Raw genomic sequence first — 23,126 nt, 5'->3', positions numbered from 1 at the left:
ATGAGCATGGGCGAGGCGACGGATAGCGCCTTTTCCTGCACTTGCGGAACGATGCGTGGGCGGCTTACCCATTCAGGCGTCAGGTCGGGCACGCATGTCGTATGCTTTTGCAACGACTGCCGCGCGGCCCAGCTCTACTTCGGTCAACCTGACCCCGCACCCGGACCCGTTGAAGTCCTCCAGATGCTGCCGGAAGAGGTCAGAATTGACGCTGGCGCAGAACAGCTTGCCGTTATGCAGCTTAGTCAACGCGGCATGTTGCGGTGGTACGCCAGATGCTGCAACGCGCCATTGGCGACGACATCGCGCACCCCAAAGTTCCCATTCGCTGGTTTCATTGTCGACCGCATGTCCGACCCGAAGGTATTGGGCCCCGTCACAACTCGCGGCTTTGTTCCAAAGCCCGGTGGCAAGCAAGTGCACGAAAAACTCGGCCCTGCGATCTACGGGATGCTATCGCGCGTGTTGAAATCCCGCATCTCAGGCAGCTGGAAAAACACGCCGTTTTTCAAACCGGGGACAATCGAACCGGTTTGCGAGCCCCTGATCCTGAGCAAGGAAGAACGTTCTGCTCTTTATAGGTAAGGCAATCTAACCTGAATATTGAGCCATTCCTCAAGCGCCTCACTTACAGCGCCCGGAGTTTCCAGCGGCGGCAGGTGGCCCGCGTCCTCAATCACCTTGAGTTCAGCATTCGGGATCATATCCGCCATGAACGCGTGTTTTCTCACGGGCGTTAGCTGATCATGCGCACCGCACAAAACCAAAGTTGGCACGTTGATATGCCTTAGCGCGGGCTGCTGGTCCGGTCGCCTTTGCAAGGCGCGCATCTGCCGCTCGAACACATCAGGCCCCTGCCCCAACGCCATTTCCATAACTTCATTCATCACGGGCACGCGGGCTGGCCCCGGAGCCAACGTCTCGGTTCCAATGATCTTGTGCATAACCTCTTCCAGACGGCCCGATTTCGCACCGACGATAAGTTCTTCGCGGTCCGCTGCAATCTGCGGAGTGTCGGCTTGCGCATCGGTCGACATCAGGCACAAACGTGACACGCGATCAGACGCGCGGCGCACCAGTTCGAGCGCAACGACCCCGCCCATGCTGAACCCTGCCAGTGCAAATCGATGAGGCAATTGATCCAGCAATGCGGATGCAATTTCTTCAATGCGCTCTCCACCGGATATCGGTGCTACTGTAACCGCGCGCCGATCGGACAAGTGTAAAATCTGGGCCCCAAACAGCCGTGCGTCGCACATAAATCCGGGCAAAAACACCAACGGTTCAATCACGCAGGGCCTCCTTAAATTCGACCACTTTGTGCTTCATTTCCCGCAAGATGAGAGGTTTTGGACAGGTGAGCAAGTGAAACTTCAAGGGTAACGTATGCCGCGAAAGGTCGGAAAATCCGCGTATCTGCGTTGCCGCGTTTCGATATCCTCTTGGGGCTGGTCCCCCGGTCGCAACAGACACCCGCGCGGGGCAATGTAGCTGTCAATGCGGCGATGCGGTTTTGGTCGCCAGACAAGGTTGAACGCACATAGTTTCGGGAAAAACCAGATTTCCGAATAGTCCAGATGATCGTGCATCCACCACGCAAGATCACGCCAATCCCGCCCGGCCTCATACTGATCGGCAAACCAGGGGATCACGATCGAAGCCCCGGCAATTCGCGCATCCCCGTCTGCCCTATCCCAGATATGGCATTCCATCGGGTTGTCATTTCGCGCGCAATTCAGCCGGTTTTCGTTGCCAAATTGGTTCAGAGACGGCGCGCGATATCCTGACCGAACAGCGATCCGGCCAAAGGTTTCTTCCAGTGGGTCCAACAAGGTCTGGCAAAGGGCGCGTCCTGTTTCGATGGCGAGGTCTGGGTTTTCCGGAAGGTTTTGGATCTGGTGATAGTTCCCGATTTCAGAATACAGGAAATCGCGCATGAAGAAATACCGGGACAATCGCACGCGACCCAAGGTTTCAAGGCTCCACATACTTCCCGGCTTACGCATCGCCCATCCTTTTCATTTGATACCCAGAGACCCAAGCCAATCCAGTATACCAGTGACTGTCGCCTCTGTTTGATCGGGCGACATGAGGCGCCCAGCAATAACATGCGACGCCGGGTCATCACGCGGCCCCATCGTCACCAAACGTATCGTTGCTGGCGCACCCCAAGCATCGGCAACCTTATGGGTCAAGTCAGGACGCACGACCTGATCGTCGTTGGAAAACCAGAACAACGCAGGCACAGCCGCGTCGCTGAAGTCTTGCGCATAGACCACGTCGACAAGCCGCGTCATAGGCACGACAGCCTCCCACGGGTAGACCGAAGACCAGTACATGTTCTTTTCCGGGTCAGGCCCGCTGACGTCCCGGATTTCGCCGGTCAGCAGGGGCAACCAGCTTCGTGCCCAGGGTAAGCCGGGTATCCACGCGCCTACCGTATTCACGCCGAAGTTTGGTGAGATGAAAACGATCCCGGCTACGTCCTGACCCAAGTCTTCGTTCAAGGCGGCCATGACGGCGAGGGTACCGCCTGTCGAGGTTGAGATAATGACGACCTTTTCACCGACCGCACGCGCGGCGGCAAGTCCCTCAGCCAGGTCATACATCCACCCCGATGCCGTACCTTCGGCCATTGCTGATGCATCACGACCATGACCTTGCAGTCTTGTGTAAACCAGATTGGCCCCCAAAGCGTCCGCAACGAGGTCAGGAACCGGGCGTATTTCCTCGGACGATGCGGAAAACCCGTGTAAATACAAAACGGAAACTGGCGTTCGTTGCTCTTTGAAACCGTCTTGCCAGATCACGCGTTTTTCAACGCCTGGAAAAATGTCGCCATAAGCGGACTCTGTGCTTTCAAAATAAACCTGAACGCCTTCGCCAAATTTGCGAGGGTCAAAACTGGGGTTCAGATCGACCTCTTCCCGTGGGCCCAGCCAATAGGCCAAACCGGCCGCGACGAAAACGACTGCCAGAATACGAACCAAGACGCGCATCATTCGGTATTCGTCACCTCTGACACGGCCCGCTCGATCATCCCAAGACACGGACCGTCAGAGAACCGATGATCCGCATCCTTGACCAGCAACAGACGCATATCCGGTCCCGAGGCATGCTCCAGCAAACGTACCGCAGTTTCCGTAGATACAGCCGTATCAGCAGTTCCCTGCAAAAACCGCACCGGGAAAGGCACGTTCAACTCACCCCGCAAGACAAGCCTTTGGCGACCATCTTCGATCATCCTCTTTGTGATGATGTATGGCTCCATGTAGTCTGACGGCAGTTCTAAATACCCAATCGTTTCAAGCGCGTTTTTCTGGGCGTCCGAGAAGGAAGCCCAATAACCATCCTCGGTGAAATCCGGCGCTGCAGCAATCGTAACCATACCCTCAATGCGTTCCGGCATAACCTTGGCCAGCAGCAGTGCCTGCCACCCCCCCATCGACGAGCCCACGACGACCAGCGGCCCATCGGTCAATTGCGATACAGCAGCCACCGTATCCTCATGCCAGTCTCCAATACACCCATCCTCAAAGCTACCCGAGCTTTCGCCATGACCGGAATAGTCAAACCGCAAGAAAGCACGCCCTTGTGCCTGCGCCCACGCCTCAAGATGCACGGCTTTGGTGCCCTCCATATCCGATTTGAGCCCCCCCAGAAAAACGATGGTCGGCCCTGCACCCTCGGATTTGTGATACGCTAACCGCCGCCCCTGGACCGTCTCCAAAAATTCAGTCGCTGCCATAAAACCCTCTTTGCTTTCCCAGCATCATGCACGCCGCACCCCCAAGTGCAATTCCTCGATCCGCCCTTCATCTGGCTAAAAATATCCCGGGGTGCGCGAGGGGCTGGCCCCTCGCTCCCGCACTTGACACAATCCCCCCCACCTGCCAAATCAGCCGAACGCAAATAACCCGCAACCGGGCGTTCAGTGGGCGCCAAACCGACGAGGAGAGCCAACATGGCCCTGGATTCAAAATCCGTCTCTCTCACCTTTCCCGATGGCAATGCACGTTCCTATGACGCAGGCGTAACGCCCGCTCAGGTCGCTGCTGATATTTCCACCTCGCTGGCCAAAAAAGCCATCTCGGCGACTGTCGATGGCCAACACTGGGACCTGCAATGGCCCATCGAAGCCGACGCGCAAATTGCCATCCACACCATGAAGGACGAAGAGCAGGCCAATGAGCTGATCCGCCACGATCTGGCGCATGTCATGGCCCGCGCCGTGCAGGAAATCTGGCCCGCGACCAAAGTCACCATCGGCCCCGTGATCGACAACGGCTGGTACTATGACTTTGACCGCGAAGAGCCATTCACGCCCGAAGATCTCGGCCTCATCGAAAAAAAGATGAAAGAGATTATCAACAAGCGTGACCCCGTCACAACCGAAGTCTGGGACCGCGACCGCGCGATCGAGTTCTACAAGGCCAATAACGAGCCCTATAAGGTCGAGCTGATCGAAGCCATTCCAGGCGATGAGCCGCTGCGCATGTATTGGCACGGCCACTGGCAGGATCTTTGCCGAGGCCCGCACCTGCAACACACCGGCCAACTGCCCGGCGATGCGTTCAAGCTGATGTCCATCGCCGGTGCCTATTGGCGCGGCGACAGCAACCGCGCGATGTTGCAGCGCATCTATGGCGTGGCCTTCACCGGCAAGGAAAAGCTCAAAGCCCACCTGCATATGCTGGAAGAGGCTGCCAAGCGCGACCACCGCAAGCTGGGCCGCGAGATGAACCTGTTCCATATGCAGGAAGAGGCCCCCGGCCAGATTTTCTGGCACCCGAACGGCTGGAAAATCTACACCACCCTGCAGGACTACATGCGTCGGATGCAGGAGCGCGACGGCTATGTCGAGGTCAACACGCCTCAGGTTGTCGACCGCAAACTGTGGGAAGCCTCGGGCCACTGGGACAAGTACCAGGAAAACATGTTCATCGTCGAAGTGGACGAAGAACACGCCCGCGAAAAGGCGATCAATGCGCTGAAACCGATGAACTGCCCCTGTCACGTGCAGGTGTTCAATCAGGGCCTGAAATCCTATCGCGACTTGCCCCTACGCATGGCCGAGTTCGGCTCCTGCGCGCGCTATGAACCCTCGGGCGCTTTGCATGGGATAATGCGGGTGCGTGGCTTCACTCAGGATGACGGACATATCTTCTGCGCCGAGGATCAGATTGAATCCGAGACCGCGAAATTCATTGCCTTCTTGTCGAAGGTCTATGCCGATCTGGGCTTCCACGACTGGACGATCAAACTGTCCACCCGCCCGGAAAAGCGCATCGGGTCGGATGAAAGCTGGGATCTGGTGGAAAAGGCCCTTGGCGATGCCTGTAAGGCCGCTGGGTACGAATACGAAATCCTCGAAGGCGAAGGCGCGTTCTACGGACCTAAGCTGGAATTCACCCTGACTGACGCCATCGGCCGGACATGGCAATGCGGCACGCTGCAGGTTGACCCCAACCTGCCCGAGCGTCTGGATGCCAGCTTCATCGGCGCAGATGGCGCGAAACACCGCCCCTTCATGCTGCACCGCGCGACGCTGGGTTCGTTCGAACGGTTCATCGGCATCCTGATCGAAGAACACGCAGGCAAGCTGCCGTTCTGGCTGGCCCCGCGTCAGGTTGTCGTGGCCTCGATCACGTCCGAGGCAGATGGCTACGTCAATGAGGTCGTCGAAACGCTCAAAGCCGCAGGTGTGCGGGCCGAAGCGGACATCCGCAACGAAAAGATCAACTACAAGGTCCGCGAGCACTCGGTCGGTAAAGTACCCGTGATCTTGGCCGTCGGACACCGCGAGGTTGATGAACGGTCGGTCAGTGTTCGGCGTCTGGGCGAGAAACAAACGCAGGTTCAGTCACTTGAGGCTGTAACAATTGAGCTGGCCAAGGCCGCGACTCCGCCCGATCTGCTGTAACAATCGGCACCAAACTGCCCGATATCTGGCCCCAAAATTGGGGCCAGATTGAAATATTTTCCTTTTTCGTCTTCAAAAACAATATGTTAACCTGCAAGGGGCCATGACAGTCTTTGACGGGGTTGTGAGACACGGGCTCGTGAATTTAACTGCGGCCCTCGAAAGACTACCTTTGTCATTGTCAAACACAGACATACGCAGTCATCAAAAGGATAACCGAGATGTCGAACACCGCTAAGTCCCTCGTTATTGCAAGCGCAGTTGCAGCAGCCGTTTCCGGCATGGCAACCACAGCATCCGCACAAGCCAAAGAGAAATGCTATGGCGTTTCGCTGGCAGGCGAAAACGATTGCGCCGCTGGCCCAGGTACAACCTGCGCAGGCACCTCGACCGTTGACTATCAGGGCAACGCCTGGACTCTGGTCGACGCTGGCACATGCGCCGATATCGAACTGCCGCAGACCGCAGACGGTTCGGATCGCAAAGGTTCGCTGGAGCCGCTGGACCGCGACCTGCCCGCATAAGGCTGAGCAACTCGAAATCGAAGGGGCGGGCAACAGCGCCCGCCTCTTTGTCGTGACTGGGGGACGTTAAAATGCTGGATAACGCTATTCGATCAAACAGGCTGCCTGCGGCACCGGGTGTCGGGTATAAGCCTCAGCATTTCCAACAGATTCTTGAGCACGCGCATCCAGTTGCATGGCTGGAAGTCCATGCCGAAAATTACATGGGCGACGGTGGCCGCCCCTTGGCCCAGCTGCGCCACTTGTCGGAACAGTTTCCGATCTCGGTGCATGGTGTGGGCCTGTCCATTGGCGGCGAAGGCCCGCTGGACGCAGACCATCTGGCCCGTCTGAAACATCTTGTCGGTTGGCTGAACCCGGCAAGCTTTTCAGAGCATCTGGCCTGGTCGACCCATGACAGTCACTTTCTGAATGACCTTCTGCCCCTACCCTACACTGACGCGACCCTTTCGCGGATTTGCGAGCATATCGATCAGGTGCAGGACGTTGTCGGGCGGCAAATGCTGCTTGAGAACCCGTCAAGCTACTTGGCGTTCGAGGAAAGCACGTGGTCCGAGCCGGACTTCTTACGAGAAATTTCACGCCGTACTGGCTGTGGTTTACTGCTGGACGTCAACAACGTGTTCGTCTCAGCCACCAACCTCGATTTCTCGCCGCAGGGCTATATTGATGTTTACCCGCTGGACAAAGTGGGTGAGATCCACTTGGGCGGGCATGACGAAGACGAAGACGACCACGGGCACCCTCTGTTGATCGACAGCCACGGGCGCGAGGTGGTTGACCCGGTCTGGGCGCTTTTGGATTACGCTTTGGAGAAATCCGGCCCCAAACCGGTTCTGATTGAGTGGGACACCGACGTTCCCGACTGGCCCGTGCTGCGAGACGAAGCGATCCGCGCACAAACAGCTCTTGAGCGTATTCCGGCATGACCGTTTCTCAGACGACATTCCACACAGCGCTCCTGAACCCGTCCGAGGCGGTTCCGGATGGGTTGGTGGATGCATCTGAACAACCGGCTGGCCGTCGCTTTAGCGTTTACCGCAACAATGTGGCCGTCTCGCTAACCGAAGCCATGCATCAGGCGTTTCCGGTCATTACCAAATTGCTCGGCACGCAGAACATGGACGGTTTGTCTGGTATCTTTCTGCGCAAGCACCCTCCGACAAGCCCCATGATGATGTTCTATGGCGAGGCATTCCCGGAGTTTCTAGCGGGGATGGATCAGCTTTCCCATTTGCCCTACCTTCCGGATGTTGCCCGTCTGGAACTGGCGATGCGCACCTCATACCATGCAGCCGACAGCGATGCCGCCCCGGCGGACGCGCTGGCTGTTACCCCCGAAGACGTGATGCAGGCAAAACTGGAATTCGCCCCGGCGATGCAAATTCTGCGTTCGGAATGGCCGATTTTCTCAATCTGGCGTTTCAACACGCACGAGGGCGCGCCCAAGCCACAAGCTGGCAGCGAAGACGTTCTGGTCACGCGGCCGGAATATGACCCTGCTCCGCACTTGTTGCCATTAGGTGGTGCGGATTGGATCGCCAATATGCAGGCCGGTCAGACGATCGGACAGGCGTTTGAAAAAACTGCAGCAACCACCCCTGATTTTGATCTTGGGGCTACCCTTGCGCTGCTGCTTCAAGGCGGCGCTATTACTTCTGTGACTATCGAAAGGCTGGCACAATGACTGCCCTTATCACTCTTCATAATAACGTCTTGGGACGGCTCGACAGTTCAGCCAACTGGCTGACACCGACCCTGGCACGGCTTGTTTTTGTTGCTGTATTGCTTGTGTATTACTGGAACTCGGCCACATTGAAGATTGACGGCTCGATCTTCTCGGCCTCTGCCGGCGCCTTTGGTCAGATTTTCCCTAAGGCTGCCGAGGCGGTACTGTATGACGTCACTCAGATGACGTTTTTCCAGCGGATCGTGATCTTTTTCGGCACAGTTGCTGAATTCGTTCTGCCCGCGTTGTTGCTGGTCGGCCTGCTGACCCGTGTGGCGGCACTGGCCATGATCGGGTTTGTTTGGGTCCAGACCATTGTCGACGTTGCCGGACACGGCGTCCAACTGGGTGGCCTTTTCGACAACGCAATCACTCTGATGGATCAGCGCGTGATGTGGACGTTCCTGTTTTTGGTCATCATCATCAACGGCGCAGGCCCGATCTCGATCGATCGCATCCTACGCCTGAAGTGATTTAGAAATGCGCCTTGGGCTCGTCCGGTTTACCCGCGGCCAGCCCAAGGAGGCCCGCCACTCCGGCGAAGGCCACGGGGAACATGGTAAACGCGTTAAAGCCAAACGCGTAATACATGCCCACAGACGAAATAAGTAAAAGCAGCCCCCCGACCAACGCCCGCGCATGGGCCATTGCGCCACCGACCAAAGCCAATAGCGGGGCGACGATGGACGCGACCTTTATCAATTGGGCGTTGTCGACCTGCTCAGCGATCCCGTCAATCTCGCCGAAACGGTCGATAAGTTCGACATACCCATATCCCACAAAGCCAACCATCATGCCGATCAAACCGGCAATGACGCCCAAAATCATCGCTGCGTTACGCATATGTTATCCTCTTACCTGCGTCAGAGCAGATAAGTACCCAATCAGGAAACGCCAAGTGCGGTCTTGGTTTCTGCCGTCCAACCAATGAACATACCGCTATCAGACACGATCAAGGGGCGTTTCATCAGCGTCGGATGTTCTTTCAGCAATTCTAACGGTGGGGTTGAACGCTGCTGCTCATCTAATCCGCGCCAGGTTGTTGAACGCGTATTGAGCAAACCCTCGCCGAAGCGTGAAAAGGCGTCTTCCAGCACGGATTCCGGAACACCTTGGGATCGAACATCCACGAACTCTGCTTCTGGCAATGATTTCAGGGCTTTGCGACACGTATCGCATGTTTTCAAACCATAAAGCCGCATTTGGGGGCTTCTCCTGCATTTGTGTTAATTTTGGGCAATATCGCCAACGTGTTCCGGTAATTCTTGATTTTTTACTTCACCGTGCAATGTTGAAAAAGACGAAATACGCAATCCGGGCCGTGGCGTGTGGGCGAGGCGGTGATGGGTCGCGGTGGCGTCAATCACTACCCCCACCAATTTTGTGGGACAACGTGTAAGTAGAAGGAGACACGGGAAATGCCAACTGGCACCGTGAAATGGTTTAATACCACTAAAGGCTATGGGTTTATTGCCCCCGACGAAGGTGGCAAGGACGTATTTGTTCATATCTCGGCCGTCGAGCGGTCTGGTCTGACCGGGCTCGCAGACAACCAAAAAGTCCAATATGAATTGCAAGACGGACGCGACGGTCGCCAGATGGCAGCCGATTTGAAGCCGTTGTAATACACCCTCCCAGCGGAACAAGCAGAACAGGACAACGGCCAATTACCGGCCGTTGACCAATTTGGATTTTTAGCTTGCTTTACCCTCGCGCAGGTTTTTCACCTGCATGAGCCTGCCAGTGTTCGCCCATCGCAACGATGCAGGATGTTCCGGTGGAATAGGTTACCACCATCGTCCAGTCGCCTTTTTGGCTGGTCCAGATCTCCATAACCTGCTCGGGGCTTCTCACCCCTGTCGCCGTGCGTTGCGACCCAAACTGCCGTTCTAGCTTGTCATGCATGTGCGACGTCGGCTCGCAAAGCACTTCGGCAATCGGAGATTTTGCAAAAGCCGGAGAGCAAAGCAGCGACGCAATGCATGCGTATCGGATAGAGGAAAAAATCGTCATGAAACCAATGTAACAGCTTCATGACAAAATGTATAGACAAATGATATGCGCGATCAGCCCTCGCGAATGACGGCTTCGAACTCCCTCCATTCGCGCGCGGTCATTCCAGAGTTTTCCTGTGTTACGGTTTCTCCGGCCAACATTCTGCGCAGGCTATCGACCATCTGCGCAGACAGGTTCACAGCGCCCAACCGATAGTCTTCGAACGCTTTGTAGGCGAAGGGCACCCAGTCGGCGACGATCTTGCACATGGTGTCGGCATAAACCCGAATTTCGTATTGGGCGTGTGGGTCAGCGCGCAAACGCAGGAAATGAAAGAGGTTGTGCAGGTCGACCTTCCAATACCACTGCGTGTAGATATTCGCGGGCAAGTTCATACGCGCCAATTCGCGCGCCAGACCCTGCTGACCGTCCTGACTGATCATCGCTTCGTAATTGTCGTAACAACGCGCGCTATCAGCCTTTAGCATCTGAAGAACACGTGCGGCTTCTTCGCCCTGCAAGGCGTCGCCCCGGCCCTGGTTATTCACCTCGGACTGTGCGGCGACATGGTCTGGTGCGGGAATATAGAACTCACGGTCCAAAATCGAATAGCGGGCCGAATATTCGTTTACGTTCGCTGTCCGGTGCCTGATCCATTGGCGGGCCACGAAAACGGGCAGTTTGACGTGCAACTTGATCTCGCACATCTCGAACGGGGTCGAGTGCCAGTGCCGCATCAGGTAGCGGATCAAGCCTTCGTCGTTTTGAACTGACTTTGTGCCTTTGCCATAGGAAACACGCGCCGCCTGACAAATCGCCGCGTCATCCCCCATGTAATCAATGACCCGCACGAAACCGTGGTCCAACACCTGATGCACCGTGTACAAATGTTCTTCCATACCCGCAGCCACAACGCGGCGTGTTGGATGCGATTGCGCCCTTTGCGCTTCGATCTCGGCCAGTTGGTCAGAGGACAGCGGCATGAAATTTCCTTTCCAGCAATGAGTCGCCGCCTACTATATCTCGCGAATTACCGGACAGGAACCGCGATATGTGCACCCATTTTCAGGAATTGCAAAATGTGTCCCCTCGGCCTCTCGACTTGATTGGCTTGCGCGCTAAGGTGCTGTGGACCACCTGAATAGAAAGGAAAGCGCAAATGGGGCTGAAATACCTCCACACCATGGTCCGCGTGAAGGACCTGGAGAAATCCATGGCGTTTTATGAGTTACTCGGCCTGAAGGAAACGCGCCGGTATGATAGTGAACAGGGCCGGTTTTCGCTGATCTTCATGGCTCCTCCGGGGCAGGAAGACTGCCCGATCGAGCTGACATTCAACTGGGACGGGGATGATGAACTGCCCAGCGATAGCCGCCATTTTGGCCACCTGGCTTACAGTGTCGATAACATCTACGAAATGTGCCAAAAGCTGCAGGACAATGGCGTTGTAATCAATCGCCCCCCGCGTGACGGACGGATGGCTTTTGTCAGGTCTCCCGACAACATTTCGGTCGAATTGTTGCAAGACGGTGAGGCTTTGGAGCCAGCCGAACCCTGGACCAGTATGGAAAGCACCGGTCACTGGTGATCCGTTGGCTTGCAACACTGGGCTTGGCCGCTCTGGCCAGCCCCCTAAAGGCCGAGACTTGCCGTCTTGCGCTGGCGCTGGCCATGGATATCTCGACATCCGTGGATGCCACCGAAGACACGTTGCAACGTCAGGGCCTGGCAGCAGCCCTGATCGCGCCCGAGGTAACTGAGGCGTTCTTTTCCTCGCCCATGCCAGTCGCACTGGCCGTATATGAGTGGAGTGGGCGGACCACACAGAACGTCATTCTGAATTGGACCATGATCCGCACGCGCGCAGACCTTTTGGCAGCTGCAAGTACGGTTCAGAAATCCGTTCGGTCCGACAGCGTATCGGCGACCGCAATGGGATATGCACTGGCCTTTGGCGCACAGCTGATGCAACAGGCCCCGCCCTGCCTGTTCCAAACGATTGATCTGTCAGCAGACGGCTCGAACAATGACGGGTACGGGCCGGAGTCGGCTTATCGCCACTTTCCTTTTGACAACACGGTCGTGAACGGGCTGGTCATCAATGCCGCCGATTTCGAAGGTGAGCTGTTCCTTATACCCTTCTTTGAAAACAACGTTCTACACGGACCCGGTGCCTTCCTGGAAATCGCCCAAGGTTTCGAAGATTTTGAACGTGCAATGCGGAAAAAGTTGGAACGCGAACTGCAAGGGCTCCAAATCGGTGCGCTGACCGAACCGGAAATCAGATGATCCGCACGCTGGCCGCGATATTCTTCCTGACGGCGGGGCCGGCCCTGTCAGATTGCAGGCAAGCACTAGCTCTTGGATTGGACGTCTCAGGTTCCGTCGACAGCGCCGAATATCGCCTGCAGCTTGATGGGCTGGCTTCTGCTCTGCGTCAGCCTGAAATCGAACAGCTGATCCTCTCTGATAGCGGCGCACCGGTCAGATTGGCTGTATTTGAATGGAGCGAGTCCAGCCATCAGCGCATGCTGGTCGACTGGACCGAAATTCGCACCCAGAGCGATCTGGAGGCAATTGGTGCCTCACTAAAGGCTGTAAAGCGCAGCTCGGCCCCGCAAGGAACTGCTGTCGGCTCGGCCATGATGTTTGGGGCCGAACTTCTGGCGCAGCAATCGACATGTTGGAAACGCACATTGGACCTGTCCGGAGACGGCAAACACAATATCGGCCCGAACCCGCGTGAGGTGAAACGCGCCCTCCTCTCCTCTGGGATCACGATTAACGGCTTGGTCATCGGAGCCGATGACTCAAGCTATGGCGACCAGCGATATGTGCAGGTTGGCGACCTGTCAGCCTATTATTCGGCATGGGTTATTCTGGGGCCAGATGCATTTGTCGAAGTTGCTTTGGGGTTTGAAGCCTACGAGGAAGCCATGACCCGCAAATTACTTCGTGAATTGGAAAGCCTGACCCTGTCCGATGCGGGCCAGCTTACCAAGCCTGATCAATAGATATAGCGGATCTGATCGGTCCAGTATCGTTCAACACGACGCAAAGACGTTGTTATCTCGTCGATCCCCTCTAACCCCAGTACGCCACGCGATTGCAAACCTTCGGCATGTCGTGCGAACAGGTCGGAAACGATGTCGCGAATTTCACGCCCTTGTGGCGTCAACCGCACCCGCACCGAACGTCTGTCAATCTCACAGCGTTGGTGATGCATATACCCCATCTCTACCAGCTTCTTGAGATTGTAACTCACGTTACTTCCCTGATAGTAGCCTCTGCTTTTAAGCTCACCCGCCGTGACTTCGTGGTCGCCGATGTTGAACAAAAGCAAGGCCTGCACCGCGTTGATCTCAAGCACGCCAACGCGCTCGAACTCATCCTTGATCACGTCCAGCAACAAACGGTGCAACCGCTCAACAAGAGCAAGAGATTCCAGGTAGCTGGTCATGAAACCCTTGGTTTCCGGCGCGGAGACCTGCATTTCCATACTCATCCGATCCTCCGATTCAATCGCGCTGTTTCAGGCAGAATGAAACGAAAAACCGAAAAATCAGTTAAGCTGGATTTTCTTTATTTTTGAAATGTTTGCGCGATATCAGAAAGAAGTTCCCGGTGTTGTTCGGGCGGTGCTGACTGCCCTGTAACCCACTGATAGAGATCCTGATCGTTCTCGTGCAGAAGGGCGTCATACTGATCCAGATCGGCATCAGTCATAGCCTCAAGGTTGCGCTCGGCATAGGCCGACAGGATCAAATCCATCTCTTTGATCCCGCGCCGCATGGATCGCATCTTTAGCCGTTTTATCCGGACGTCTCGCGGTTCAGTCACTGCACCTGCTCCAACATGAGGCGGACCCGTTTTTCCAGCTTGGCGGCACGCTCGGCACTGGCGCGCATCTCACCACGGATTGACCGCAGCTCGGCTACGATTTCGGACAGTTCTGGGGCATCTTCCTCGGCCTCGAACGGGGCATCCATGCCCTCGCCCTCGCCCGTCAGCAACCACATGATCGACACATTGATCATACCAGCCATCATCGACAATCTGTTGGCCCGTGGCTCGGAAAGGTCATTCTCCCAAGCGGCGATCGTGGCCTTTTTGACACCCAGCCTGCGTGCCAGTTGCGATTGCGTCATCCCCGCGGCTTCGCGCGCGCCTGCCAACCGGTCGCCAAAGGTGGCCGACTCCGGGCCGTACCAGTCGTTCTCATCGTTCATCGGGGTCTCCAAATCTCAGAATTCATAGCGCTTGATCGTCATTCGGGCGCACCCTATGACAGACAAGTTGAACATACAAACCGAGGGCACCCATGAGTTTCCTGTCTGCGACACTCTCACGCGTAAAACCATCACCGACGATCGCAATGACCGCGAAAGCGGCGGAATTGAAAGCGGCGGGGCGGGACGTCATCGGCCTGAGCGCGGGGGAGCCGGATTTTGACACCCCTCAGAACATCAAGGACGCAGCCGTTGCTGCGATCGCGGCAGGTAAGACCAAATACACCGCGCCTGATGGTATCCCCGAGTTGAAACAGGCCGCTTGCGCGAAAATGAAGCGCGATCATGGGCTGGACTACACACCGGCACAAATCTCGGTGGGAACTGGCGGCAAGCAAACGCTCTACAATGCCCTGATGGCGACGATGAACGAAGGGGATGAGGTTGTTATCCCTGCCCCATACTGGGTCAGTTATCCGGATATGGTGTTGCTGGCCGGGGGCACTCCGGTCGTGGTCGAAACAACTTTGGCCAACAGTTTCAAGCTGACGGCGGAACAGCTTGAGGCAGCGATCACGCCGAACACCAAGTGGTTCATCTTCAACTCTCCGTCCAACCCGACAGGGGCGGGATACAGCCGGGCGGAACTGAAGGCACTGACTGACGTTTTGATGAAACACCCGCATGTGTGGATCATGTCGGACGATATGTATGAACACCTGGCCTATGACGGGTTCGAGTTTTGTACCCCGGCCGAGGTTGAGCCGGGACTGTATGATCGGACGCTGACGTGTAATGGCGTATCCAAGGCTTATGCCATGACCGGGTGGCGCATCGGTTATGCGGCGGGTCCGGTAGAGTTGATCGCAGCGATGCGCAAAATTCAGTCGCAGTCGACGTCGAACCCCTGTTCGGTCAGCCAATGGGCCGCGGTCGAGGCTTTGAACGGAACCCAAGCATTCCTTGCCCCCAATAACGAGACGTTCAAACGGCGGCGCGATCTGGTGGTGCGGATGCTGAACGAGGTTGATGGTATCACCTGCCCAACGCCTGAAGGGGCATTTTACGTGTACCCGTCGATTGCTGGTCTGATCGGAAAGACAACGCCGGCTGGGACACCAATCGACAGTGATGAGGCATTCGCCACCGCCTTGCTGCAAGAGGCAGACGTTGCCGTTGTTTTCGGTGCGGCCTTTGGGCTGTCGCCAAATTTCCGTGTCAGCTATGCGACCTCGGATGCTGCCTTGACCGAAGCCTGCACTCGCATTCAGCGGTTTTGCGCATCCCTGACCTGAAAGGACGCTTTGATGACTGTCGAACTGCCCGAATACTATTTCCGCATCCGCGAAAACGGCGCGGTGGTTTTCCGGATTGACACTGAAAACCGTCAGCGCCGGATCGATATGGAGCAGATCGCAGTCATCAACATCCGCAATGGTGAGGTAAAACCACATAGTCAACGGACACTGACCGAAGCAGACACAGCCGAGATCAACCGTTGGATTTCGGATCGCCAAGCCTTGTTGGCCCAGCGCGATCTGGACGATATTCACCGCGCGGTCGACTACCTGAACCTGACAACGCAATGGGCGCAATCCAAGGCCACGAACGAGCAACTAGAAGATGTTACCGACCGGTTGCTTTTGGCCATGCATGATCTGCGGTCGGTTCTTGTTAAGAAAAAAGCCGACCGTCTGAACAAAAGCTAGGCGGGTGAGACGTCAGCGACCGGAACCGAGCGAACCGATCGCAGCCAAAAGCGCGCCATCAACAAGACGGCGGCACAGGCCAGCCCCAGAACAAGACCAAGCCAGACGCCTACCCCGTCCATTCCCCGGATGAAGCCAAAGTAATAGGACGCCGGAATCCCAACCACCCAATAGCTAAGCGCGGCCATTACCATCGGGACCTTGGCGTCCTGCAACCCACGCAGAAGCCCCAACGCGATCACTTGCGCCCCATCAACAAGTTGGAACAGCGCAGCCATCGCCAGCAAGACGGTGCCAATGGCCAGAATCTGAGGGCGCTGCGGATCATCAGCCTCCATAAACAGTGAAATGAGCGGCTCGGCGCAAGTCAGGAACAGGATGACGGTCAACACCGACATCACAAGGGACATACCTGTGACGGCGATTGCCCCTTTCTCAAGATGGGCGCGGTCCTTTCGACCCAATGCGTTGCCAGCACGGATCGTAGCCGCGTTCGACAAGCCCAGATGCACCATGAATGTCGCCGACGCCAAGTTCAGCGCAATTCCGTGGGCCGCCAGGGGAACCTGCCCCAACCATCCCATCATGACGGCCGACGTCGCAAACAGCGTCACCTCGGCCAGTGTGGTCAAACCGATCGGCACCCCTAAGCGCAGCACGCTTTGGAACATCTCCCAGTCCGGGCGCCAAAATCGTTGGAACAGGCTGTGTTCAGGCAGAACGCGCACGGCGTATATGACGACAAAAACCAGCGAAACAATCTGCGTCACAACCGATGCGATAGCCGCACCTATTACTCCAAGTTCAGGCGCGCCCCAGTTTCCAAAGATCAAAGCATAGTTGGTCACGCCATTGACAACAGCCGCTGTCACGGTGATCCACAAAACGATCTGAGTGCGTTCCAAAGCCGCGAGGTATGACTTGAGCACCATCACCAGCAAGGCCGGGAACAACCCCCACCCCGCAACTCGCAGATACTGAGCCGCAGTCTCGGCGACTTGCGGCTCCTGCTTTAGCGCGATCAGAATGGGATAGGACCACCACAACAATGGCAAAACCAGCGTGGCATAGATCAGTGACAGCCAAAGCCCCATACGAGTGGACCGGCGAATGCTGGTTTCATTCCCTTCGGCCGCTGCGGTAGCCACCATTGGCATGACCGCCCAGCCAAACCCCGCGCCAAACAGGAACAACACAAAGTAGTAGCTGCTCGCCAGCGTCACGGCTGCCAGCGCCTCAACACCGTACCATCCCAACATTATGGTGTCGGTCAGACCGATGGCGAATTGCGCCAGGTGACCGCCAATCAATGGCAGCCCCAGCACAGCAATGGCCCGGAAATGGCCGCGATATGTCATCACCTTGTTCATTGCCCCAGCCTTATTCCCGGCAAAAGGCCGGGACAAGACCAGAACAGTGAAATTTCATATTGAGACATAAGGATGATCGCGGGCGATCACCTAAGGCAAGACCACCTAGCGCGCGTCAGGATGCAACGCATTTCCCAGAATATGCTCGGATCTGTGGATCACATGATGCGCTTGCCCCACGATCAGTGGATCGGGTTCGCGCACGACGTCTTCGTTCTTATCCGGGTAATCCAACGTCGACAGGAAATGGCGCATACAGTTCAGCCGCGCGCGTTTCTTGTCATTCGACTTCACGATTGTCCAAGGGGCGTCAGCGGTGTCCGTATAAAAGAACATCGCCTCTTTCGCTTCGGTATAGTCATCCCACTTGTTCAGGCTGGCCTTGTCGATGGGTGACAGTTTCCATTGCTTAAGCGGGTCGGTTTCACGACTTTTAAAGCGGCGTTGTTGTTCGGATCGTGTGACCGAGAACCAATATTTATAAAGCTGGATGCCCGAACGAACCAGCATACGTTCCAGATCCGGCGTTTGCCTCATGAATTCAAGATATTCATTGGGCGAGCAAAAACCCATCACGCGCTCAACCCCGGCCCGGTTGTACCAGGAGCGGTCGTAGAAAACCATTTCACCAACCGTCGGCAATTCCTGAACGTAACGCTGGTAATACCACTGGCCTTTTTCTTCCCAGGTGGGTTTGTTCAAGGCAACCACGCGGGCTTGGCGTGGATTGAGATGTTCCATGAAGCGCTTGATCGTACCGCCCTTGCCCGCAGCATCGCGGCCTTCAAACAGCAATACGAAACGTTGGCCCGTTTCCTGTGCCCACAGCTGAACCTTTAGCAATTCGGCCTGCAGCAAAGCCTTCTGCGCCTCATAATCCTTGCGCGCCATCTTGCGGCCATAGGGGTATTTACCGCTTTCAAAAGCAAGGCGGATTTTTTCGGGGCTGGGTACTGCTGCCTCGGGCTTTGGAGAAGGGATAACACTGATAGGGGTTTCTTTACTTCCGATGTCCTGCGCTGTTTCCATTCAGTTTCTCCTTGTTACACTGTTGGGGAAACGCCTAGCAGAGCTTGAGAAAACGCGCTTTGATTGGTGTCAAGTTAACTCATCTTTTGCGCACCCGATGCCCGCGCCATCCAACGGAGCCCTTGCATGAAAAGCCGATTTATCGACCTGAACGGCCAGCGCTTTTTCCTGCGCAGTTGGGGGGACGAAGACTTGCCGACCCTAGTGATGCTGCATGGCTTTCCCGAATATGGCGGCGCGTGGAGCGATCTTGCCCCACACCTCTCGGATCGGTTTCACTGCGTCGCTCCGGACCAGCGGGGATACGGCCAGAGCTGGTGTCCGGATGGTGTCAGCCACTATGCACTGTCTCACCTGGTTTCAGACATGGCTGCATTGATCGAAACACTTGGTGGACCGGTCTGCGTGTTGGGGCATGATTGGGGCGCATCGGTTGCGTATGGGTTGGCCATGTTTCGACCAGAACTGGTCAGTCGGTTAGTCATCGCCAATGGTGTGCACCCAATCCCATTTCAACGCGCCATGGCGGCAGGCGGCGCACAATCGGCGGCCTCGCAATACATCAATGATCTGCGGTCATCCTATGCCGCAGACCGATTTTCCGCCAACGAATTCGAACGCCTCGAAAGGTTTTTCCGGTACGGAATGGGGCTGGACTGGCTGACAGATGAGCGGATGCAGTCTTATCGCACCGAGTGGGCGCGTGATGGCCGATTGGAGGCGATGCTGAACTGGTATCGCGCCTCGCCCCTTGTGGTCGCAAACCCGGGCGAACCACGTACCGACCTGCCCGATTTGCCAGTTGAACGGTTGATGATCCGCTGCCCGCATCTGCTGTTGTGGGGCCCGGACGACAAAGCCCTGTTGCCGGAATCCACATCTGGTCTGGAAGAGGTCGCCCCCGATTTGACGCGGATCGAGATTGCCGACACGGACCACTGGCTGCATCATCAAAACCCGGCAGCAGTAGCGCGCGCCATACGCGACTGGATGCCGGACTAACGGTGCCCCCAATCGGACGGATCGTCCGAATTATTCGGAGACAGCCCGAGGATATCGCCATCCGTCGAACAGCCCAGACCTAAGACCGTGCGGTTCGCGTACGAGAAATATGCGCAGACCTGATTGATCTCGAGGATTTCACCGTCATCCCACCCGGCCGCGCGCAATATAGCGATATCAGCTTCAACCATGTCCGACGGTGCCAAGGTCAGCTTCCGCGCATATATCATAGCCGCGACTTGCGCTGCGTCCAACGGTGCGTCCTCGGGCGCGCCCGCCTCGATAGCCCCTCGGATTGCATCCCCACGCGCCGTATCGCCCAACAGACGCTGCAACCCGCTAAAATGATGTTCGACGCAATAGCTGCACCGGTTCAGCGAGCTGACCCACACGCCCAGAACCTCAAGAAACCATTTCGGGATGGTATTGGCCGAATGATGCAGCACGTTCTTATACAATGCCATGTGGCCTTCCATCGAATGCGGGCGCAGGGAATGCACCATCATGATGTTGTCGACGTTATTGTCGGGCCCTGTCACACGGTCATACAGTTTCTTCAGCTTCCCCGAGGCGTCCTTGAACGGTATGGTCTTGATCCAGCTCATTGAAACGATGTCCTTTTTCCTGACAGCCACCGGGCTGCGGCCAGATTTGCTGATTTCCCTATGAACAATCAACCGGTATTGATAACAAGGCTGAGCAGATTGAATTCAGGAACCCATTTTCCCGTTTTACAAGAAAAGTACTTCAGTAACCAACATGCGCCTGCTGATTACTTGTTTTCTGTTTTCCACCATCGCGACCCTCTACGCCTTGCTGAATCCGGTCGCGCTGGATTGGATACTGCTGGCCGCCCCCTGCGCTGGCGGAAGCGCAATAATAATCCTTTGGCGCGGGCTGAAACGCCTGCGCACTCCGCGAAAATGGGCGGTTATTGACGGGTCAAACGTCATGCACTGGAAAGATGGTGAACCGCGCCTCGAGACTGTGCGCGATGTCGTCGAGAAACTGTCGCAGGCCGGATATACGCCCGGCGTCGTGTTTGATGCCAATGTGGGTTATAAGATATCGAACCGCTATCTTGATCACCACGCCCTCACCCAGCGTCTGAGCCTGCCCAAAGACCGCGTTCTGGTCGCCCCCAGCGGCACACCGGCAGACCCGCTGGTGCTACAGGCCGCGACCGAGTATCGGGGATTCGTCGTGTCAAATGACAGGTTCCGCGACTGGTCCGAGGACTTTAGCCAAATTCTGCAACCCGACCACACCATCCGGGGCGGCTATAAGAACGAAAAACTCTGGCTTTCGCTTTGATCCGCTCTTAGTTGTGCACCGCAATCCGCCCACAACACCTCGCGCCCCTCTTCCCCCGGACCACATCACCTGCCATAATGGGTAAAACCCAAAAACAAGAGCAGCACCGATGCCAGACGATCTGTTGACGCCCAGCGCGACCACTACCTACGACGCCTCCTCGATCGAGGTGCTTGAAGGTCTGGAACCCGTTCGCAAACGCCCCGGCATGTATATCGGCGGCACGGATGAGCGGGCGCTGCACCATATGGTGGCCGAGATCCTCGACAACTCGATGGACGAGGCGGTCGCCGGTCACGCCAACCGGATTGAGGTTGAGCTGCACGCAGATTACGCCCTGACCGTGCGCGACAACGGGCGCGGTATTCCGATTGATCCGCACCCAAAATTCCCCGACAAATCGGCGCTGGAGGTCATTCTGTGCACCCTGCACGCGGGCGGTAAGTTCTCGGGCAAGGCCTATCAGACCTCGGGCGGTCTGCACGGCGTGGGTGCTTCGGTCGTGAATGCGCTGTCGGATTCGATGGTCGTGCAAGTCGCGCGCGACAAGACACTGTTTGAACAGCGATTCTCGCGCGGGATCCCTTTGGGTCCGGTTGAGAAAATCGGCGCAGCCCCCAACCGGCGCGGCACGACTGTTACCTTCCACGCGGATGCCGAGATCTTTGGCCATCACAAGTTCAAACCCGCGCGGCTGTTCAAATCCATCCGCTCCAAGGCCTACCTGTTCTCGGGCGTCGAAATCCGCTGGAAGTCGGCCATCGACGACGGCGAAACCCCGACCGAGGCCACGTTCCATTTCCCCGGAGGTCTGTCGGATTACCTGAAGGAAACGATGAACGGCTCGTCCACCTATGCCGAGCAGCCTTTCGCGGGCACCGTGGACTTCAACGAGAAATTTGGAACACCCGGCAAGGTCGAATGGGCGATCAACTGGACACCGTCGCGCGATGGGTTCATCCAATCCTACTGTAACACCGTCCCCACCCCCGAAGGCGGCACCCATGTCGCGGGGTTCTGGGCTGCGATTCTCAAGGGGATCAAGGCCTATGGCGAGCTGATCAACAACAAGAAAGCCGCGCAGATCACCCGCGATGACCTGATCACCGGCGGTTGCGCGCTGGTGTCGTGCTTTATCCGCGAGCCCGAGTTCGTGGGCCAGACCAAAGACCGCCTTGCCACGGTCGAGGCCCAACGGCTGGTCGAGAATTCGGTCCGCGACCATTTCGATAACTGGCTGGCCGCGGACACGAAATCCGCCGGCGCTATTCTCGACTTTGTGATACTCCGAGCCGAGGAACGTCTGCGCCGACGGGCCGAGAAAGAGACACAACGCAAATCCGCCACTAAAAAACTTCGTCTTCCCGGCAAGCTGGTGGACTGCTCTAGTTCAACACGCGACGGGACAGAGTTATTCATCGTCGAGGGCGACTCGGCCGGTGGGTCCGCGAAAATGGGGCGCGACCGCAAAACACAGGCCCTGCTGCCCCTGCGTGGCAAGATCCTGAACGTGCTGGGCGCGGCCAGTTCCAAGCTGGGCACCAATGCCGAGATCAACGACCTGACCCAAGCGCTGGGTGTGGGCCTTGGCACCAAGTTCAACGTCGACGACCTGCGCTATGACAAGATCATCATCATGACCGACGCGGATGTAGACGGCGCACATATCGCCTCGCTGCTGATGACGTTCTTCTTTACCCAGATGCGGCCGATGATCGACGCGGGCCACCTGTATCTGGCCTGCCCGCCTCTGTATCGCCTGACTCAGGGCGCCAAACGCGTCTACTGTCTGGACGAGGCCGAGCGGGACGAATGGCTGGAAAAAGGTCTGGGTGGCAAGGGCAAGATCGACGTCTCACGTTTCAAAGGTCTGGGCGAAATGGACGCCAAAGACCTGAAAGAGACCACAATGGACCCGGCCTCGCGCAAACTGATCCGCGTCACGATAGATGAGGACGAACCCGGCGAAACCGGCGATCTGGTCGAGCGTCTGATGGGTAAGAAGCCCGAACTGCGGTTCCAGTACATTCAGGAGAACGCGCGGTTTGTGGAGGAGTTGGATGTTTGAAGAATTTTGAATGCTTTTTGGCATTGTTTCACGCCTAACTCTGACCTGCGATCCAATCTACCTAGCCAGTAGGGTTTACCTGACTGGCATGAGCTCTTGTCTCCTTTAGGATGCGTGATCTAAGCCTATTGGGCATTCAATCTTGGATTGAATATGCATGTCAAACCCGCATGTTTTAGGAAGTTTTTTACCGCGCTAATAGCGAGTCTCAGTATTGGGTTTGCATCGCTCGCG

General features: G+C 56.6%; 29 protein-coding genes. 15 read left to right on the top strand and 14 right to left on the bottom strand.

What is annotated here, in order from left to right; all coding sequences use genetic code 11:
- Window positions 1-585, top strand: a complete 585-nt coding sequence (locus tag ACR0BD_RS05050; RefSeq protein ID WP_480829213.1) for a DUF6151 family protein — start codon at window positions 1-3, stop codon at window positions 583-585.
- On the opposite strand, the gene ACR0BD_RS05045 is transcribed toward ACR0BD_RS05050, so the two are convergent.
- The 4 genes from ACR0BD_RS05045 to ACR0BD_RS05030 all read right to left on the bottom strand — a co-directional run bounded on the left by ACR0BD_RS05045 (window position 576) and on the right by ACR0BD_RS05030 (window position 3,748).
- Window positions 576-1,292 carry an alpha/beta fold hydrolase gene (locus ACR0BD_RS05045; RefSeq protein WP_480694231.1) on the bottom strand — a complete coding sequence of 239 codons (717 nt, stop codon included), beginning with the start codon at window positions 1,290-1,292 and terminating at the stop codon, window positions 576-578. The genes ACR0BD_RS05050 and ACR0BD_RS05045 overlap by 10 nt on opposite strands.
- An 81-nt stretch (window positions 1,293-1,373) precedes the next feature.
- On the bottom strand, window positions 1,374-1,988 hold the full coding sequence (locus tag ACR0BD_RS05040; RefSeq protein ID WP_480829411.1) for a hypothetical protein: 615 nt from the start codon (window positions 1,986-1,988) through the stop codon (window positions 1,374-1,376).
- A gap of 30 nt (window positions 1,989-2,018) precedes the next feature.
- Window positions 2,019-3,002, bottom strand: a complete 984-nt coding sequence (locus ACR0BD_RS05035; protein WP_480829211.1) for an alpha/beta hydrolase — start codon at window positions 3,000-3,002, stop codon at window positions 2,019-2,021.
- On the bottom strand, window positions 2,999-3,748 hold the full coding sequence (locus ACR0BD_RS05030; RefSeq protein ID WP_480829209.1) for an alpha/beta fold hydrolase: 750 nt from the start codon (window positions 3,746-3,748) through the stop codon (window positions 2,999-3,001). Before ACR0BD_RS05030 ends, ACR0BD_RS05035 begins: the two co-directional genes overlap by 4 nt.
- Before the next feature lie 216 nt (window positions 3,749-3,964).
- On the opposite strand from ACR0BD_RS05030, the gene thrS reads away from it, so the two are divergent.
- The 5 genes from thrS (at window position 3,965) to ACR0BD_RS05005 (ending at window position 8,649) form a co-directional block, all read left to right on the top strand.
- Complete coding sequence (thrS, locus tag ACR0BD_RS05025) at window positions 3,965-5,923, top strand: threonine--tRNA ligase (protein ID WP_480829207.1); 1,959 nt, start codon at window positions 3,965-3,967, stop codon at window positions 5,921-5,923.
- Window positions 5,924-6,144: 221 nt separating this feature from the next.
- Window positions 6,145-6,447: a BufA1 family periplasmic bufferin-type metallophore gene (locus ACR0BD_RS05020; protein WP_480694239.1), complete on the top strand. Its 303-nt coding sequence runs from the start codon at window positions 6,145-6,147 to the stop codon at window positions 6,445-6,447.
- Window positions 6,448-6,518: 71 nt separating this feature from the next.
- Entirely contained in the window at window positions 6,519-7,376 is an 858-nt protein-coding gene (bufB, locus tag ACR0BD_RS05015; RefSeq protein WP_480829206.1) for an MNIO family bufferin maturase, read from the top strand.
- Window positions 7,373-8,134, top strand: coding sequence for an HvfC/BufC family peptide modification chaperone (locus ACR0BD_RS05010; protein WP_480829205.1), 762 nt, complete (start codon window positions 7,373-7,375; stop codon window positions 8,132-8,134). Before bufB ends, ACR0BD_RS05010 begins: the two co-directional genes overlap by 4 nt.
- Window positions 8,131-8,649: a hypothetical protein gene (locus ACR0BD_RS05005; protein WP_480694245.1), complete on the top strand. Its 519-nt coding sequence runs from the start codon at window positions 8,131-8,133 to the stop codon at window positions 8,647-8,649. Before ACR0BD_RS05010 ends, ACR0BD_RS05005 begins: the two co-directional genes overlap by 4 nt.
- A gap of 1 nt (window position 8,650) precedes the next feature.
- Here ACR0BD_RS05005 and ACR0BD_RS05000 read toward each other — a convergent pair whose 3' ends face one another.
- A complete protein-coding gene (locus ACR0BD_RS05000; protein ID WP_480694247.1) occupies window positions 8,651-9,019 on the bottom strand; it encodes a hypothetical protein in 369 nt (122 codons plus the stop codon).
- A 41-nt stretch (window positions 9,020-9,060) separates the two neighbouring features.
- A complete protein-coding gene (locus tag ACR0BD_RS04995; protein WP_480829204.1) occupies window positions 9,061-9,378 on the bottom strand; it encodes an ArsC/Spx/MgsR family protein in 318 nt (105 codons plus the stop codon).
- A gap of 216 nt (window positions 9,379-9,594) precedes the next feature.
- Here ACR0BD_RS04995 and ACR0BD_RS04990 point away from each other — a divergent pair, with 216 nt between their 5' ends.
- Complete coding sequence (locus ACR0BD_RS04990) at window positions 9,595-9,801, top strand: cold-shock protein (RefSeq protein ID WP_170652516.1); 207 nt, start codon at window positions 9,595-9,597, stop codon at window positions 9,799-9,801.
- Between the two features lie 79 nt (window positions 9,802-9,880).
- On the opposite strand, the gene ACR0BD_RS04985 is transcribed toward ACR0BD_RS04990, so the two are convergent.
- Both ACR0BD_RS04985 and thyX read right to left on the bottom strand, forming a co-directional pair.
- A complete protein-coding gene (locus ACR0BD_RS04985; RefSeq protein WP_480829203.1) occupies window positions 9,881-10,189 on the bottom strand; it encodes a hypothetical protein in 309 nt (102 codons plus the stop codon).
- Between the two features lie 53 nt (window positions 10,190-10,242).
- Window positions 10,243-11,154, bottom strand: a complete 912-nt coding sequence (gene thyX, locus ACR0BD_RS04980; RefSeq protein WP_480829202.1) for an FAD-dependent thymidylate synthase — start codon at window positions 11,152-11,154, stop codon at window positions 10,243-10,245.
- 176 nt (window positions 11,155-11,330) lie between these two features.
- Between thyX and ACR0BD_RS04975 the strand changes: the two genes are divergently transcribed.
- The 3 genes from ACR0BD_RS04975 to ACR0BD_RS04965 are packed head-to-tail and all read left to right on the top strand — an operon-like array spanning window position 11,331 to window position 13,185.
- On the top strand, window positions 11,331-11,759 hold the full coding sequence (locus ACR0BD_RS04975; protein WP_480694252.1) for a VOC family protein: 429 nt from the start codon (window positions 11,331-11,333) through the stop codon (window positions 11,757-11,759).
- Window positions 11,756-12,460, top strand: coding sequence for a DUF1194 domain-containing protein (locus ACR0BD_RS04970; protein WP_480829200.1), 705 nt, complete (start codon window positions 11,756-11,758; stop codon window positions 12,458-12,460). Before ACR0BD_RS04975 ends, ACR0BD_RS04970 begins: the two co-directional genes overlap by 4 nt.
- Window positions 12,457-13,185, top strand: a complete 729-nt coding sequence (locus tag ACR0BD_RS04965; RefSeq protein ID WP_480829198.1) for a DUF1194 domain-containing protein — start codon at window positions 12,457-12,459, stop codon at window positions 13,183-13,185. Before ACR0BD_RS04970 ends, ACR0BD_RS04965 begins: the two co-directional genes overlap by 4 nt.
- On the opposite strand, the gene ACR0BD_RS04960 is transcribed toward ACR0BD_RS04965, so the two are convergent.
- The 3 genes from ACR0BD_RS04960 to ACR0BD_RS04950 form a co-directional block, all read right to left on the bottom strand.
- Window positions 13,179-13,676 (bottom strand): MarR family winged helix-turn-helix transcriptional regulator, encoded by a 498-nt coding sequence (locus tag ACR0BD_RS04960; protein ID WP_480694258.1) that lies wholly within the window; start codon window positions 13,674-13,676, stop codon window positions 13,179-13,181. The two genes, ACR0BD_RS04965 and ACR0BD_RS04960, sit on opposite strands and share 7 nt — an antisense overlap.
- 77 nt (window positions 13,677-13,753) lie before the next feature.
- Window positions 13,754-14,011, bottom strand: a complete 258-nt coding sequence (locus ACR0BD_RS04955) for a succinate dehydrogenase assembly factor 2 (RefSeq protein WP_480829197.1) — start codon at window positions 14,009-14,011, stop codon at window positions 13,754-13,756.
- Window positions 14,008-14,400: a helix-turn-helix domain-containing protein gene (locus tag ACR0BD_RS04950; RefSeq protein WP_480694262.1), complete on the bottom strand. Its 393-nt coding sequence runs from the start codon at window positions 14,398-14,400 to the stop codon at window positions 14,008-14,010. The genes ACR0BD_RS04955 and ACR0BD_RS04950 overlap by 4 nt, the downstream gene beginning before the upstream one ends.
- Window positions 14,401-14,492: 92 nt before the next feature.
- Here ACR0BD_RS04950 and ACR0BD_RS04945 point away from each other — a divergent pair, with 92 nt between their 5' ends.
- Both ACR0BD_RS04945 and ACR0BD_RS04940 read left to right on the top strand, forming a co-directional pair.
- The gene (locus tag ACR0BD_RS04945) at window positions 14,493-15,695 is read left to right on the top strand and encodes a pyridoxal phosphate-dependent aminotransferase (RefSeq protein ID WP_480829196.1); all 1,203 of its coding nucleotides are present in this window, start codon (window positions 14,493-14,495) and stop codon (window positions 15,693-15,695) included.
- Between the two features lie 12 nt (window positions 15,696-15,707).
- Entirely contained in the window at window positions 15,708-16,109 is a 402-nt protein-coding gene (locus ACR0BD_RS04940) for a hypothetical protein (protein WP_480829195.1), read from the top strand.
- Here ACR0BD_RS04940 and ACR0BD_RS04935 read toward each other — a convergent pair.
- Both ACR0BD_RS04935 and ppk2 read right to left on the bottom strand, forming a co-directional pair.
- On the bottom strand, window positions 16,106-17,467 hold the full coding sequence (locus ACR0BD_RS04935; RefSeq protein WP_480829194.1) for an MATE family efflux transporter: 1,362 nt from the start codon (window positions 17,465-17,467) through the stop codon (window positions 16,106-16,108). The genes ACR0BD_RS04940 and ACR0BD_RS04935 overlap by 4 nt on opposite strands.
- A 117-nt stretch (window positions 17,468-17,584) precedes the next feature.
- The gene (ppk2, locus tag ACR0BD_RS04930; RefSeq protein WP_480829192.1) at window positions 17,585-18,508 is read right to left on the bottom strand and encodes a polyphosphate kinase 2; all 924 of its coding nucleotides are present in this window, start codon (window positions 18,506-18,508) and stop codon (window positions 17,585-17,587) included.
- A gap of 126 nt (window positions 18,509-18,634) precedes the next feature.
- On the opposite strand from ppk2, the gene ACR0BD_RS04925 reads away from it, so the two are divergent.
- Window positions 18,635-19,510 (top strand): alpha/beta fold hydrolase, encoded by an 876-nt coding sequence (locus tag ACR0BD_RS04925; protein WP_480829191.1) that lies wholly within the window; start codon window positions 18,635-18,637, stop codon window positions 19,508-19,510.
- Here the strand turns inward: ACR0BD_RS04925 and ACR0BD_RS04920 are convergent.
- Complete coding sequence (locus ACR0BD_RS04920; protein WP_480829190.1) at window positions 19,507-20,115, bottom strand: carboxymuconolactone decarboxylase family protein; 609 nt, start codon at window positions 20,113-20,115, stop codon at window positions 19,507-19,509. The two genes, ACR0BD_RS04925 and ACR0BD_RS04920, sit on opposite strands and share 4 nt — an antisense overlap.
- Before the next feature lie 154 nt (window positions 20,116-20,269).
- Between ACR0BD_RS04920 and ACR0BD_RS04915 the strand changes: the two genes are divergently transcribed.
- On the top strand, window positions 20,270-20,824 hold the full coding sequence (locus tag ACR0BD_RS04915) for an NYN domain-containing protein (protein ID WP_480829189.1): 555 nt from the start codon (window positions 20,270-20,272) through the stop codon (window positions 20,822-20,824).
- A 109-nt stretch (window positions 20,825-20,933) separates the two neighbouring features.
- A complete protein-coding gene (gene parE, locus ACR0BD_RS04910; protein WP_480829188.1) occupies window positions 20,934-22,892 on the top strand; it encodes a DNA topoisomerase IV subunit B in 1,959 nt (652 codons plus the stop codon).
- Window positions 22,893-23,126: the final 234 nt, after the last annotated feature.

The organism is Ruegeria sp. G5, from assembly GCF_056533365.1.
Note: the sequence above shows the minus strand (reverse complement) of the source record. Positions and strands in the feature narration are given on the sequence as shown.